The sequence below is a fragment of the Nocardia sp. NPDC056000 genome (assembly GCF_042269265.1).
Lineage (GTDB): Bacteria > Actinomycetota > Actinomycetes > Mycobacteriales > Mycobacteriaceae > Nocardia.
The window spans coordinates 327,318-342,499 of record NZ_JBHJXS010000011.1; the positions used below are offsets into that span (position 1 = coordinate 327,318).

The following is a 15,182-nucleotide window of genomic DNA, read 5'->3' on the forward strand; positions in this document are numbered from 1 at the left end:
GGTTATCCGATCGCTTCGGCGATGAAACCGGCGAGCTCGCCGGGTGTCATCGCGCCCATGTGCACGCCGACATCGGCCAGGCGCTGGCCGGTTTCGCGGTCGTACGCGGGGTCCGATTGTTCGTCGAGGGCGGCGAGGCCGAGCATGATGACGCCTTCCGCGACGAGTGCCGCCGAGGTTCGAATGAGCGCACCGGGATCACCGCCCTCGTAGAAGTCGCTGATCAGCGCGATGATGGTGCGGCGCGGCTGCTCCACCAACTGCGCGGCATAGCTGACCGCGCGGGCGATATCGGTACCGCCGCCGAGCTGTACCTTCATCAGCAACTCGACCGGATCGTCCGCATCGCGGGTGAGGTCGACGACATCGGTGTCGAAGGCCACCAGATGGGTTTTGATACCGGGGAGATTCCACAGGCAGGCCGCGGTGACGGCCGAGTGGATGACCGAACTCGCCATCGATCCGGATTGGTCGACCAGCAGAATGACCTGCCAATTGTCCATATGCTTGCGGGTGCGCGCGCGGAAGTGCGCGGTCTCCACGTACAGCCGCTGTTCCTCGGGCCGATAGTGGGCGAGGTTGGCGCGCACCGTCTTCGGGAAATCGAAGTCGGCCGCACGCGGAATCCGGCTCGGACGGCGGGATCTGGTGCCGGTGAAGCAGACTCGGATCTCGGCGGCCATGCGCTCCATGAGATCGCGCACCACCTGCTCGACGATCCGGCGGGCCATGCGCAGCACTTCCGGATTCATCAGGTGTTTGGTGCGCAGCACCGCGCCGAGCAATTCGGCATTGGGTTCCAGGCGTTCGAGCACCCCGGGATCGGTGAGCACATCGTGCAAGCCGTAGCGCTGCACGGCATCTCGTTCCAGCCGCTCGATGGTGGCCTTGGGGAACAGGCGATGGATATCGTCGAGCCAGTCGACCGCGTGCACGATCGAGGGGCTGTCGCCGCCCGTGCGGCGTATGCCCCGCTGGTCGAGATCGTCATCGCGCTCGTACAGCCAGTCGAGCGCGGCATCCTGTCCCGCCGCCTCCGCGCCGAGCCCGGATCCACCGCAGACGCCATTGCCGGGCGCGCCCAGAATCAGCCGCCAGCGCTCCAGCGCCGGATCGATGTCAGTCATGTGCGGCTCCGCTGGGTTCCATTGCGTCGAAGGATGATTCGCCGAACAGCCCGTGCTCGGCGAATTGCCGATCCACCCGCTCCTCCACCACCCGCGCCCGGGCCAGCAGTTCGGCATCGACGGGCAGGCGCAGCAGTGCCGAACCCGAGCCGTCGAGCCCGCGCAGTTCGAGCAACTTGGTGGCGATGGCGGCGCGTTCGCGCGGCGGGAACCACGCGAAGGCCAGCCGCAGCGCGGGCAGCGCGCCCAGGAACTCCACCGCGCCGAACCGCGCCACCAACTCATCGAGCACGGCGAGCAATGACGTTGTGCCCGAGGCCGTTACGGCCGAGGCCGGGTCGGCCACCATTCCGGCGGTCGCTGTGCCGGAAGCGGTCGTGTGCGCCGACTCTTCCGTGAGTTGTTCGCGGGCGAGGGCGAAGAGTCCGGCGAGGAAATCGCCGAGCACGTCCGGTGCGCCCGAAAGGCGTACGGCGCGGGCGATATCCAGGCTCTCGTGCGGGGCCAGCGATACCACCGCGCCGAGTGCCGCGCCGCGCAGTGCCGGCGGCCGGTCGGCGGCGGTGCACCGCTGGAACACCCCGACCGTATCCGAGCGTGCGATGGTCAGCACCGGACCGGCGTGCAATGCCGCATCACGCACGGCCGCAATGGCTTTCAGCAGTTCGTCGTCGGCGGGTGCGGGACCGCCGCGAATACCCTCGATCAACCAGAGCAGGCGCAATACCGCCGCGTCGATGAGGGTGGCCAGGGTGGGGGAGTCGGAGGTTCCGAAGAGCCGATCATGCCGCCACAGGCCCAATGTCACGCCGAGCAGCCGTCCGAGCCCGCCGGGTGCGCTCGCCGCGGCAATATGCCCGCGCACCGCGTCGACAATGCGCCCGGTCAGTTCGGAGAGCCCGCACAGCGTGGCGTCGAACAGCACCGTGGCGAGTTCGCCTGTCTCGGAACCGGCGTGCGCGAATCGCTCGCCGAGCCGGGCGGCCGCGGCCTCGGCGCAGGTCGCGCCGAGCGAACCCGCCTCGATCAGCTGTGGCAGGCGCAGGTCGGTCGCGGTGATCTTCCAGGTTTCGGTCAATTCCGGCGGCCTGCCGATCGCGGGACCGGTGGTCCGGGCGTAGCCGGGGATGCCGAGAACACGCAGCCGATGCAGCAGGCGACTGGCCGCGATCCCGGAATCGGTCGCGAGATCGACGTCGAAGCGGCCGGTGTCGGGCACCCCGCACCGCGCGAGTTCGGCTTCGGCATCGTGCACGAGCGGTGGATGCGGAGTCCTGCGGTGCAGGCGTCCCACCCGCGTTCCCGACAGTGCCGCAACCATTTCCACCACGACGGGATCCGTGCCCACACGCAATTGGCCGCGCCCCGTCCACGGCAGTGGATGATCCAGCGCCTCGGTGATGAGCGCGCCCGCCAGACCGTCGAGAACATCTGTGCGCGAGGGTGATTCATGCCCGCGCAGGCGGCTCAACCCGATGGTGAGCGTGCGTGCCCCGATCAGTGATGCGGTGGAAACCGGTTGTCCCCGTTCCCGCAATCGCCGCACCACGGCTTCGGTCACGCTCTCGGCCGCCTCCCGCGCGCTGTGCTCCCACAGCCGCTGGTAGTACGCGGGTGACGGCATCCCCGACTGGTAGCCAGCGAACGCGTCCAACCGCTGAAAACTGAACGGCACCAGATAACTCCCGCCGATGCCCGCACCCGGGAACGGTGGAACCGCGGGCCATTCCGTCTGTCCATCAACGCCTTTCGAGGTGGCAGCGGGACTCGGCCCGGTCTCCCCTCGGGCGGGCAGGTGGGCTGCATCCGCGGCGGTGCCGACGAGGCGGCGTATCAGTGCGGGCCGGTGGAAGCCGCCGGTAACCACCACGATGTTCGCCGCGGCCGCGTCGCTCTCGGTGAGGTCGGCGACGGCCGCGTCGATCCAGCGGCTCATGTATTCCTCGCGGGCGATATCGCCGGGGGAGGCGTCGTCATCTCCGCGCACCAATTCGAAATAGGCGGCGAGGCGTTCGGCGAGTGTCTCGGGTGACTCGAGTTCGAAGAGGTGATCCCAGAGCGCGTCGATATTGTCGACGGCGAATTCGCGGCAGAGTCGTTCCACCGCGCGCTCATAGCGCCGCTCGGCGTCGGCGTAGCGGTTCTCCTGGCCCGCGAAGGCGTGATGCCAGGCGGGCAGATCGATGAAGCGCACCTGCGCTCCGGCCGCGCGCCCCTCGGTGAGCGCCAGCCACTCCGGCGAATAGTCGCACAGCGGAGCCCACGACATATGCCGTGTCTCGCTGTCCCGGTAGCTGCTGAACACCGCGATCGGCAGTTCATGCCCGAGCAACAGTTCATCGAGCCGGTCGTTCATATCGGCCGGTCCCTCGATGAGCACGTGCGCGGGCCGCAGCTCCCGAATGGTGTCGCGCACCAGCCGCGCACAGGCCGGACTGTGGTGGCGCACCCCGATGAAGGTGACGCGCACCGATCCGGCGGTCACCGTCGTCTCCAGGCTCATGTTCAGCCCGGCAGCTGGAATCGGGCGTCGTGCAGCGCTTTCCACGCGGGACCGGATTTGCGCGGGGCCTGCTGCTCCAGATAGCGGCGCAACCGCGCCAGATCGTCGGGATCGTCCTTGGCGGCGGTACCGGCCAGGCAGTGCACGATATCCGCGCCGTCCCCGGCCTCACCGCGCAGATACCAGCCGCGCAGCCCGACCGCGTGCGCCACCGACACTGCCTCGGCGGTGCTCATCACCGAGGACATCCGATCCAACGGCGTCCCCGAATCGGTTGCCCCGGTGCGCAATTCGCGGAACGCGGTGACCAGCACCTCCAGCACATCACGCGGCGGGGCCTGCGGCACTCCGGATTTGCGCAACAGGGTTTCGGCCTCGGCCTCGACCAATGCCAGTTCCGCCGCGAAATCCCCGATGGGGAAGACGGTTTCGAAATTGAACCGCCGTTTGAGCGCCGCGCTCATATCGTTCACGCCGCGGTCGCGGGTATTGGCGGTGGCGATGACATTGAAACCCGCCGTGGCATACACCATCTCACCGAGCTCCGGCACCGCCAGCACCCGATCGGACAGCAGCGACAGAATCGAGTCCTGCACCTCCAGCGGGCAGCGGGTGATCTCCTCGAACCGCACCACCTTGCCGCCGCGCATACCCCGCATCATGGGCGCGGGCACGATGGACCGCTCCGACGGACCCTCGGACACCAGCAGCGCGTAATTCCAGCCGTACCGGATCTGATCCTCGGTGGTGGCCGCACCACCCTGAATGGTCAGCGTGGAATCCCCGGAGATCGCCGCCGAAAGCAGTTCCGACAGCAGCGATTTCGCGGTGCCCGGCTCACCGGTGAGCAACAGTCCGCGCGTGGTGGCCAGACTCACCAGCGCCCGGTCCACCAGCGAGGCGTCGCCCACGAACTTATTGGCGATGCCGAGCTTGGGATCGCCGACGATGAACCGCTTGGCGGCATCCACGCTCAGCGCCCACCCGGGCGGCTTGGGCGCGGTATCGGCCGCGCGCAGCCGCTCCAGATCCTCCGCCCAGCGCAATTCGGCGGGCGGGCGCTGCATATGTTCGGTGCTGGTCACGATATCCCCTGGTACGTATGGCTTTCGAGCCGACTGTATCGAGCCGGGCCGACAGGTGTGATGGCTGCGGGTCGACAGGTGTGACCGATGCGGGTCGACAGCTGTGATTACCGCGGGTGGACTCGGAGCTATCCGGCGGCTTCCCGCAGCCAGGCGATATCGCGCAGCACCTCCGACGCGGTGACCGGATCCAGCTCGCCGAGGGCGAGTTCGCCCCCGCCGTGCCGACCCCGGTAGAGCCGGGCATCGAAGGTCTGATCCCCGCGCGGATCCCAGCTCGCGATTCCGGGTGAGGTCAGTACCTGAAGGAAATGGCCGTCGGGCAGCGGTTTCCGGAAGTCGTAGAAGCAGCCGCCGTCACCGGTCTCGGGCTGCGACCAGCCGCGGGCGGTGAGTCCTAAGAAGCGGGTGCCGTCGATCTTGCCGCCGTCGTCCGCGATTCCGGTCGCCCCGCGCAGCTCCGCCGTGAGGGTGAATGTCTCCCGGGCCAACTGCGGGAAGGGTTGCAGTAGTTCGTAATCGGCGAACACTTCGCCCCAGGCTCGGTTCTCCTCCGGGAAGTGCAGCGGGTGGGCAACGCCGAGGACCGCGTCCTCGGCGATTATCACCGTCTCGTCGGAGTGATCGGCGAAACTACGATCCTCCGCGATCCGGAAGGTCGATACCGGCACCTCATCCCGGTACACGCCCCACACCACGCGGCGGGTGATATGCCAGCGCAGCGGGTGCGCGATGAACAGCTCCCGCAGCTCGGCGACGGTGAATCGCCGCTGCGTCACCATGGCGCGCTCGAGCCGGGCGATCTGATCCGCGGCCAGGGCGCGTGCGTCCTTCTTCATCTTCCGGAAGACCGTGTGCGCCTGCTCGGCTCGCTCGGGATCGTCATTCACGCCCGCCTTGGGCAGCGTCTTGATCGTCTTTCCGTCCCCGGTGGTCAGCGTGGGCCGCAACTGTTCGTCGAACCCGACGGTGAATCGGCGCGAGCCGAAATCCAGTTCGCCGGTGCCGTCGGCGCGCAAGCCCAGATCGGGCACCAGTCGGTCGGCCAATTGATCCGCCGACAGCCCCATGCGCTCGGCGATCTCGGTGATCCGCTCCCGCGCTCCCTCGCGCACCCGCGTGGTCTTCACCTTCTCGCTGATCGTCTTCAGCGCCAGCAGTGCCGCATCCGAGCCGATGGTGACGAAGGCGTCCAAGGCCGCCACCGAGCGCGGATCCGAACGCATACCGCGTACATCGGCCAGCAGCCGTTCCACCGTGGTGTCATCGCCGAACGCGCCTAGCGCCTCGTACACCCAGTAGTGCTTGGTCGGCGCGCCCGCCTGCTGCCACTGCCGATATACCGCCCAGGCGAATTCGGCCAATGCCGCCGCGTCGCAATCGCGTTGGACGATCTGGAGTCCGGCATACGGTGCGCCGGGCGTCGAGAGCTGCAGCATGGTGAGCAGATTGCGCACCGGGCCGACCGGCAGCGCGGTGCACGCGCCCGCCGAGATCGGGGGCAGCACGGGGATATTCACCCAGTCGGGCAGGACGGGCATGCGCGCGGGCAGCACATCGACCGGATCGGTCGCCAGCACCGCGTCGACGCCGAGGACGACCCGAGGGTCGAAGGTCGCGGCGGCGGCCCGAACGGTGTCGCCGTGGCCGAGGTCGGCGAGCAGCCGCAGGGTCCGTCCGGCCTCCCGGCGCGCCTTCATACCCTTGGACAGCGCGTCGGGAATCAGTGTGCGCGAAGCGAACTCGGCGTGTCTTTCGAGGTAGTCGATACCGAGCGGGCGCAGCGTGCGTCGTTCCAGCCACTGCGTAGCCAGTTGTACCGCCGTCGCCGACTCGAATGCCATGAGCAGTTCGCCGACCTCGCGCGCGGATCGGCGTGCGATATCGAGTATCAGGGGATACGCGTCCGCCTCGTACCGTGCGGTCAGAACGCGCAGCCGTCCGAGGACGTTCCAGGCGTAGTCCATCCGGGCCCCGGCCAACAGCGGTCGGACATAATCGGGTTCGGCATTGAGCAGGGTGTTCAGCTGCCACGGGGTCAGGGCGGTCGGCCGGAGCTCCCGCAATTCCTTCCCGAGATTCTCGGGCCGTGTGAACTCTGCGGCGGTACGCCATTCCTCGCGCTCGCCGTGCTGCCAGGCGCAGCGCACCGTCGCGGGTGCGGCCAGGCCCTCGATCACCACCGGTGCGGGCCGGGTGCGCTCCCACGGCGGGGTGCGCAGAATTCCCGGGATGTCGGCGTGCCGGTCGTTCGCGGCGGCGACGGCCATCGCCGCCAATTCCGCGGTGACCAATTCGGCTGTGTCGGCTGGCAATTGGTGTATCGACTCGGTGACGAGCCGAGGTGACAGGTGCACCAGCGCGCGCAGCACATCGCCATCGCGCCGGGCATCCAGCAGTCGTAGCGCGCGGTGTGGAAACCATTGCGCGGCTTGCCGTACCGCATTGCGAGCGGCCGGTTGGCCGTGGCGCGTCGCGAGCGCGGTGAACGCGTCATCGGTGGGAATCGTCGCAATGGCCTGTGCCACCTGCCCTTTGAGCGCGGCCGCCACATCGGGATGTTCGAGCCAGTCCACCAGCACCGGCAGCACCCCGAATCCGACACCGTCGATGACGGTCATGGCCGAACCCGCCGAGTCGACCGCCGCCCCCGGTCCGGGCATCCAGTAGTGCGTGAACACGGTGTCGAGTTGACGCACTTGCCCGGGCGTGTGCGCGGCGTCCACCAGCAGCCGGGCATGCGCGTCGGCCTTACCGGCCGCGGTCACCTCGGTGATATCGGCCGCCACCCACTCATGCTGTGTCGGAAGCAGATAGGAGGAAACCACCCGCCCCTGCCGATTCCGTGCCCGAAACCGTGTCAGCACCGCGATGACACCTTCGATATCGGCGCATTCGGCCAGCCGGGCGCGCAATGGCCCCAGCGTGCCGCGCAGCGCCTCGATATCCCCGTCCGACCACCTGTTCGGCTTCTGCCACAGCGGCGCTGTCACCGCCCGCACCAGTGCCTCTGCCGCGAACTCGATTCCGCGCACCCCGATCCAGTGATCCAGCAGCGCGGTCACTTCCTCGCCCGCGATGCGCCGATCCTTCGGTGTCGGCCGGACGGCTCGCTCGACCCGTACGGTGATCAGGGCCGCCGCCATCTCGACGGTCATCTCCCAGGTGGCGGTGATGAATCCGTCGCCGGGAGTGGAGCCTTCGGCGGGGGAGGCCGCGAGCAGATTCCTGACATGGGTCGCGGCCGGTTCGATCGAATGCGCGGGATCCCGGGATTGCAGGCGAAGCAGCGCGGCTTCGAAGGACTCGATCGTCAAGGCTTCGGCACGCGCCGCCACCGCCGACGCGTCAACCGCTCGCGGCTCGGCCGCCAGCAGGCCACCGCGGCGGATGCGCACCAGCGCCCGCAGCGCCTCCGGCGGCGCGAACCGATCCTCGGCCGCCACGGCCTCCCCGTCGGCGCGACCAAGTGCCTCTGCCATGAACTCCCCATCCTTCGAGCCGATTCGAGATCGACTGTAAACACACCCGCCGACATCCGTCGTCCGCCCGAAGGTGGCGGTGCCGCACCGGCGGTCGGCCGAACATCGCGCCGGAGCTGCGAGGCGGTGACATCCCTCCCCGCAAGCGCCCGCTGTCTATCCGGTGAGCCGGACCAGATCGCGGAGCATCTCCGAGGCGGCTATCGGATCGATCGCGCTGAACGGATGGGGTGTCGAGAAGTGCAATCGGTCCTCGTGGCCGCGCCTGCTGATATGGACATGCGGCAACTCCTGCGGATCGTGGTCGGCGGGTGGGATACCGGCGCTCAAGCCGGGATAGATGTCCACCACGACCGAAAACTCTTCCGAGACCGGGCGGTAGAAGCAGTTCGAGTTTCCGGCGTCCTGCGGTGACTGGCGTTCCCAGCCGCGCGCGGTCAGACCCTGAACGGCGGTGGGCGGCACCTTGATTCCGGCGAACCGGGTGAGATCGGTGCCATCGCGTTCCGCGTCGGTGAGGGCGTAGGTTTCCCGGGCCAACTGCGGGAAAGGTTGCAGCAGTTCGTAATCGGCGAACAGTTCGTTCCAGGCCGCCAGTTCTTCGGTCACATGCAGTGGATGTGCGATGCCCAGCAGCAGGTCATTGGCCGGGACGAAAGCCTCGTCCCGGAGATCGGCGAGGGTGCGGTCCTCGGCGACGCGGAATGCCCGCGTGAGCGCTCCCGCATCGTCGAAGGCAGCCCACACCAGTCGCCGGGTCAGATGCCACAGCAGTGGATGGTCGATGAACAGTTGCCGATGTTCGGCGACGGTCCAGCGACGGCCATCGACCATTGCCCGTTCCATGCGCCGGACCTGTTCGCTGGCAATGGTTTTCGCATCCTTCTTGAGGGTGGTGAACGCCTTGTAGGCGTGCGCGCTCGCCTCCGGATCGTCCTTCGCGCCGGGCTTGGGCAGGCTCTTGCGGCGCGTACCGTCGGCATCGCTGACGACCGGTGCGAGCGTCTCGTCGAAACCGATGAGGAAGGCGCGCGGCCCGTAGTCCAGTCGCAGTGTCCCGTCATCGGCGAGGCCGAGGCGCGGGACCAGGCGATCGGCGAGCTGTTCGGCGGTCAGCTCGCGTTCCTCGGCGATCTGCTGGATCTTCTCCTGCGCCCGCGTCCGGATGCCCTTGAACTTGACCTTCTCGGCAATGCCGTTGAGCTGCATGAGCGCGAAATCGGTGCCGATGGCCGCCAGCACCTCGAGCCCGGTCACCGCGCGCTGATGCGCGGACTCGCCCGGCCAGGTCCGGATGAGCGGGGTGAGGCGGCGAGCGGTGTCGTCATCCCCGAACAGGCCGAGCGCGTGCAGTATCCAGCCGTCGGCGGCCGGATAGCCGACGACGCGCCAAGCGTCGAAGAGTGCCCAGACGAACTCGGCCCGCGAGCGCGGATCGGTGATTTCCGCGACCCGCACCGCGCCCGGGTAATGACCATTGGGTCCGTGCATGGCGAGCATGACGCAGACCGCGGTGACCGCATCGCGGGGTAGCGCCCGACGGTTATCGCGCAGTACCAGGGCGGGCAGTGCCGTCGGCAGCAGCCAGGTCGGGAGGGCTGGAATACGAGAGGGCAGGCGGGACAGCGGATCTGCTGACAGTTCGGCTTCGAATCCGGCTGCCGCCGGTTCCCCGAAGGTCGCGGCGGCCGCGAGCAGCGCTGCGCGATAACCGTTTTCGTCGAGCGCGTGTACCGCCTGCCAGGTCAGCGTGCGCTGTTTGCCGGGCTTGTCGAGTGCGGCGGCCACCAGATCGAGTGCGGCCGTGTCGATATGGCGGCGTAGCCAGCCCAGCGCCATGTCGCGATGTTTGCGCACCGCGAGCAGTCGCACCATCGAGTCGGTGATATCGGGTCCGCTCAGGGGTTGCAGCGCGTCCGTCAACAGTGCGGTATACACCTGCGCCGCCTCGACCACGCGGTCGGCGACCGCAGTGCCGAAGCGAGCCAGAATGCGTTGCGCGACGGAGACATTCGATCCGATATCGGTGGCGCGCAACTCGGCCAGTCGCGGTGCGACCAGCGCCGCGGGGGCATCGGCGAAAACGTGGCCGCGGGGCCAGGCGATCGAATTCGGGTTGCCGAGCACCCTGTCGACGTAGGCGGGCCATTCCGCGCCGTGATCGTCCCACACTGATGGAATGGCCAGCCAGCGTTCCTGCTCGCCCGGCTGCCAGGTCAGCCGAACGCCTGTCGTGCGCAGGCCGGGCACCACCGCCGGGGCGGCCGCCCGCGCATCGTGCTCCCACGGCGGGGTGCGCAGGAATTCCGGGAGTTCCTCGGCGGCGCAAATACCCTCGAAGGCAATCGAACTCGACAATGGCCGTACCGGTTGTCCGGCCGCTGCGGCCAGCTCCGGATAGAGCTGTGCCAGTGCTTCGAGCAGGTCCGTGCGCCTGCGGTCACCGGCGTTATCCGCGGCGAGCAGGCGGAACGCACGGCGCGGGAAACGTCGCGCCGCCTCGATCAGCGGCCCCAGGACGCCGGGGACGGCGATTCGATCCAGCAGAATTCCGAACGCCTCATCGGTCGGGAAATGCGCGAGCAAAGCGGCCAGTGAGCGCCGATTGTCGATATCGATCCACGCGAGATCGATTGTCGCGGCGACCAATCGCGCTGTTCCCGGGCCGACGTGCACGATCGCGCTGTACAGCGACTCATCCGGGGTCGTGAATGGTGTGCCGTTCATCGACCCGGCCGCCAGCAATTCGAGCTGCTCCACGGTGGTCACCGAGTTCGCGAGCAGCGGCCAGTAGTAGTGGTGCCTGGTCCGTTTTCCGGCCGCTGCCGCCAGATCCCGTTCCAACCACTCCTGTTCGGTGGGAACCAGATACGAGGCGGCGACCCGGACCGAAAGCGCATCGCTTTTGCCGCGCCACTGTTCCAGCGCGGCCACCGCCGCGGCGTAATCGGCGTTGGACAGGTTCGCCAGATGTCCGCGCACACCGCGCACGACCCCCATCGCACCGCCCTTCGGCATTTCGTCCGGCGCGATCCAGCGCAGATGGGCGCGGCGGTTTTGCCCGTGGTGAATCTCCAGGCCCGACACCGCCACCGCTGCCTCGGCGGCGAATACCGGGCCGTACCGCGAAACCCACTGGTCCGCGATGGCGGTGTCCGGCGCTGAGCCGCTGTAGGTTCTGCTCAGGTAGAGATGGCTGCTCATCGCGACGGCCGCCACCCCGAGCGGCGTCACCACGGTCTCGTCCAGTGTCGCCAGCCCGGCCGCCGCGATATCCGGGCCGTCGGCCGCGGTGGCCTCGAGGGTGGCGCGGACGGCCTTCGGATCCAGCGCGCGGGCGCTGCCCCCGGACTTCTTCGCCGTCCGCATCGGCCGCTCCGGACCGCGTCCCCGGAACCGGGCGGCCCTGGCCCACCAGGCATCGGGCACCACCCACGTGTCCTCGTCCATACGTCGCAACTCAGTCATGCTGTCCCTCCCCGGGTTTCGTGCGCACACCGTTCTATATGGCGTGGGTTTCCGTCGGAATCGCTGCTCGAACCGGCGGACGGATCGATCCTCGCGGGACCGATGGGCGGCCTGTCGTGCCGTCGGCGGCTCGACAAGTCCGAATACTGCCAGCCTCTAGGCGGTGAGAATATCCAGCTCCCGCAGCAGCTCCGAGGCGGTGATCCGATCCAGGTCGGCCGGTCGGTGTCGCTCGGGGGCTCCCGGCCAATTCGCCATCTCGGCTCCCGGCGGTGCGATCACCACCTCGACGATGCGCTGGTCCGGCTGGTGCTGCAGGCCGATCGAGGACAGTCCGGGGTCCAGCAGGACCGCGGCCGAACGACCACCCGGAACCGGACGTGCGATGAACCAGGACTGGCCCGCGTCCTGCGGTTCCTGGCGATACCAGCCGAATCTGCTCATACCGAGCAGCTTGGCGGGATGCACCATGCGGCCGGTGAACCGTTCGATGCGCGGTGCGTCGCGCTCCTCCTCTGTGAGCCGGAACGCCGGGCGGGCGAGCTGCGGGAACGGTTGCAGCAGTTCGTAATCGGCGAATCGCTCATGCCACTGCGCCAGGGTGTCGGTCAGGTGCAGCGGATGTGCGATGCCGATGGCGGCATCCGCCGCGAGCGTGACCGGGTTGTCCTCGGCATCGGCGAGGCTGCCGTCCTCGGCGATTCGGAAGGACAGTGTCGCCTCGCCGTCGACGGCGATCCAGACCAGGCGGCGGGCCAGCTGGGTGGACAGGTGATGGTCGACGAACAGCTCACGATGTGCCGCCACGGTCCAGCGGCGGCTCTCGACCATCGCTCGTTCGAGGCGCTGGATCTGCTCGGAGGCAATGGTTTTGAGATCCTTGCGGAAGTCGGTGAACTCCTTGTACGCGGCCGCCGCCAGCGCGGGATCGTCCCTGACACCCGGTTTCGGCAGCGCCTTCAACGGTTTGCCCTGCGCGTCGAGGATCAAGGGCCGCAACTGCTCATCGACGGCGATCCGGAACTCGCGCGTGCCGTAGTCCAGCCGCAGCGCCCCACCGGCGTCGATCCCGAGTTCGGGCACCAGCCGATCCGCGAGTTCATCGGCGGATATGCCCTGTTCCGCGGCGAGCTGCGTGATCTTCTCCTGCGCCTTCGCCCGAATACCCTTGAACTTCACCTTTTCGGCAATGCCACTGAGCTGGCGCAACGCGAGCCCGCTGCCGATCGCGGCGAGCACATCGAGTCCGGCGACCGCGCGGGCATGCCCGCTCTCGCCCGGCCAGGCCCGGATATACGGTGTCAGCGCACGGGCGATGTCATCGTCGCCCCAGATTCCCAGCGCGTGCATGATCCAGCTCTGCGCCGGGGGATATCCGGCCAGCTGCCAGGTTTCGAACAACCCCCAGGCGAAGGCCGCGAGCGAAGCGCGGTCCGCCAATGCGGTGAATTGGGTGATCCCGGCGTAGTCGCCATCGGGTGAGCACAGCGCCAGCATGGTACAGACCGTGTGCACCGCCTCGGGTGGCAAAGCTTTTCCGCTGTCGCGCAACAGGATCGGCGGCAGCGCGGCGTGGGAGAGCCAGGCGGCCGGGGCCGGGAGTTCCGGTGGAAGATGCAGCAGCGGGTCCGAAGACAATTCGGCCTCCAGGGCCCGAGCGGCGTCATCGCCCAGACCGGCCGCCGCCGACAGCAATACCGCGCGGTGACCGCCATTGTCGAACGCGCGCAGCACATTCCACGCCAGCACCCGCGTCTTGCCCGGCTTGCCGAGCGCGGCGACCACCAGATCCGGTGCCGCGACGGCCAGATGGCGTTCGAACCAGGCCAGTGCGGCCGGTCGGCCGCGCTTGGAACTGTAGAGCGGGGTCATGAGGGTGGTGACCGCGGTACCGGTGACCAGCATCAGCACGTGCGCATTGTCATAGGGGTACCGCTGGACGGCTTCGACCATCGCCGCGGCGATATCGTCACCGAAGCGGCCCAGCACCCGTCGCATGAGATCGGTCCAACCCGAATAGCAGTGCGCGCGAAGCACATCGAGGTGCGGGGTGACGAGCTCGGGCGGTGCCAGTGCGAAGATGTCGATCGGGTTGTAGCGCGCGCGGCCCTCGTCGGACAACACCTGTGCGAGCGCGCCCTCCCATCCCTCATGCGGAACGAAGTGCGGTGCGGGCAGATTCGTCCACTCCTGCTGCTCGCCGGGCAGCCAGGCCAGGGCGGCCGGGGTCGGCGCGGGCGGTCGCTTCAACACGAAAGGCGTTGTCGCGACGGTACCGCGCTCCCACGGTGGCGTGCGGAGGAGCTCCGGTAGCTCCGCCGGTGCGGCACTCCGGCTTGCCGTCGCGGCGTACTCTGCCTCTGCACTGGGATCGGCGACGCCCGACGGGTCCGTCGATGCGCCGTTCGTGTCGGAATGGACTGCCGCGCAGGGATATACGAGCGCTATCTGTCGGAGCAACGCGTCCGCCAACTGGTGTCGCGGGGATATCGTGGTGAGCAGGCGGTGGGCCCGATTCGGGAAGCGCAGGGTGGCCTCGAGGAGGGCGCTGCGCAGCACCGGGCGATCGGCACGCTCCAGCAGGGCGATATAGGCCGCGTCCGTGGGCAATTGGGCGAGCATGCCGCCGAGTTGGCGTTGATCATCGGTGGGCAGGTAGTAGGCATCGAGTGCGTTGGCCAGAAAACCCGCGGCGGCGGGACCGGTGTGCACGAGTGCGCGCATCGCCTCGACCTTGCCGGTGAAACCGCCGACGTAGAAGCCCGGCGGCAGCGGTTCCGGCGGAGTGTCGGCCCCGACGGCGAGCGGGTGCAGGAACCAGTACCAGATGAAGTCGTGGCGGCCGATCGAACGCAGATCGGATTCGAGCCACTCCCGCTGGGACGGAATCAGATACGAGGTGGCACTGCGCACGGACAGGGTGGCCGATTCCCGGCAGCGCCCGAGACCTTCGACCGTCGCGTCGTATTCGGCGTCCGGAACCGTGCACAGGTGGGCGCGCAATCGCGACAGCAACTGCATACCCACATCGGTGAACGGGCCGTCCGGCTCGATGCGTGCGGCAGCGGGCTGGTACTCGCGATTGACCTTCGTTCTGGCGAAGGTGATTCCGGCCCAGTGCACCGCGATCTCGGCGGCCACCACGACCCCGTGCTCGCCGATCCACGCATCGAGCAGGCGGTACAGGGTCTTGGGTTTGGGCTCGGTCCGATCGGCGAGATAGGCGGCCAGGCCGCCCAGCACCGCGTGACCGAGCGGGGTCGCGTGCTCCGGTTCGGCGATCGCGGCCCGTGCGGCCTCGGCCAGGTCCGTGCTCCGGCTGATGGCGGTGGCCTCCACGGCCTTGGCCACCAGCTCGTCCGTCAGCCATTTCCGAAGGGTGGCAGGCGCTTTCGGATCGATGGGGACCGGCGCGACGGCACCGTGACCCCGATAGGGTGCGGCCCGGTCCTGCCATTCGCCCGGCACGATCCAGGCGTTCTCGTCGATACGTCGCAGTGTGTTCATGGCGTTTCCC

Annotated in this window: 6 protein-coding genes; all 6 read right to left on the minus strand. The window is 68.4% G+C overall.

Annotated elements, in window-relative coordinates:
• Positions 1–2: 2 nt before the first annotated feature.
• The 6 genes from ACFC4D_RS31225 to ACFC4D_RS31250 all read right to left on the minus strand — a co-directional run bounded on the left by ACFC4D_RS31225 (position 3) and on the right by ACFC4D_RS31250 (position 15,172).
• A complete protein-coding gene (locus ACFC4D_RS31225; protein WP_376068582.1) occupies positions 3–1,127 on the minus strand; it encodes a VWA domain-containing protein in 1,125 nt (374 codons plus the stop codon).
• Positions 1,120–3,630: a DUF5682 family protein gene (locus tag ACFC4D_RS31230; protein ID WP_376068583.1), complete on the minus strand. Its 2,511-nt coding sequence runs from the start codon at positions 3,628–3,630 to the stop codon at positions 1,120–1,122. The genes ACFC4D_RS31225 and ACFC4D_RS31230 overlap by 8 nt, the downstream gene beginning before the upstream one ends.
• A 2-nt stretch (positions 3,631–3,632) precedes the next feature.
• On the minus strand, positions 3,633–4,697 hold the full coding sequence (locus ACFC4D_RS31235; protein ID WP_376068696.1) for an AAA family ATPase: 1,065 nt from the start codon (positions 4,695–4,697) through the stop codon (positions 3,633–3,635).
• A 146-nt stretch (positions 4,698–4,843) separates the two neighbouring features.
• Entirely contained in the window at positions 4,844–8,197 is a 3,354-nt protein-coding gene (locus ACFC4D_RS31240) for a DUF4132 domain-containing protein (RefSeq protein ID WP_376068585.1), read from the minus strand.
• Between the two features lie 156 nt (positions 8,198–8,353).
• Entirely contained in the window at positions 8,354–11,665 is a 3,312-nt protein-coding gene (locus ACFC4D_RS31245; protein ID WP_376068587.1) for a DUF4132 domain-containing protein, read from the minus strand.
• Between the two features lie 156 nt (positions 11,666–11,821).
• The gene (locus ACFC4D_RS31250) at positions 11,822–15,172 is read right to left on the minus strand and encodes a DUF4132 domain-containing protein (RefSeq protein WP_376068589.1); all 3,351 of its coding nucleotides are present in this window, start codon (positions 15,170–15,172) and stop codon (positions 11,822–11,824) included.
• Between the last annotated feature and the right edge of the window lie 10 nt (positions 15,173–15,182).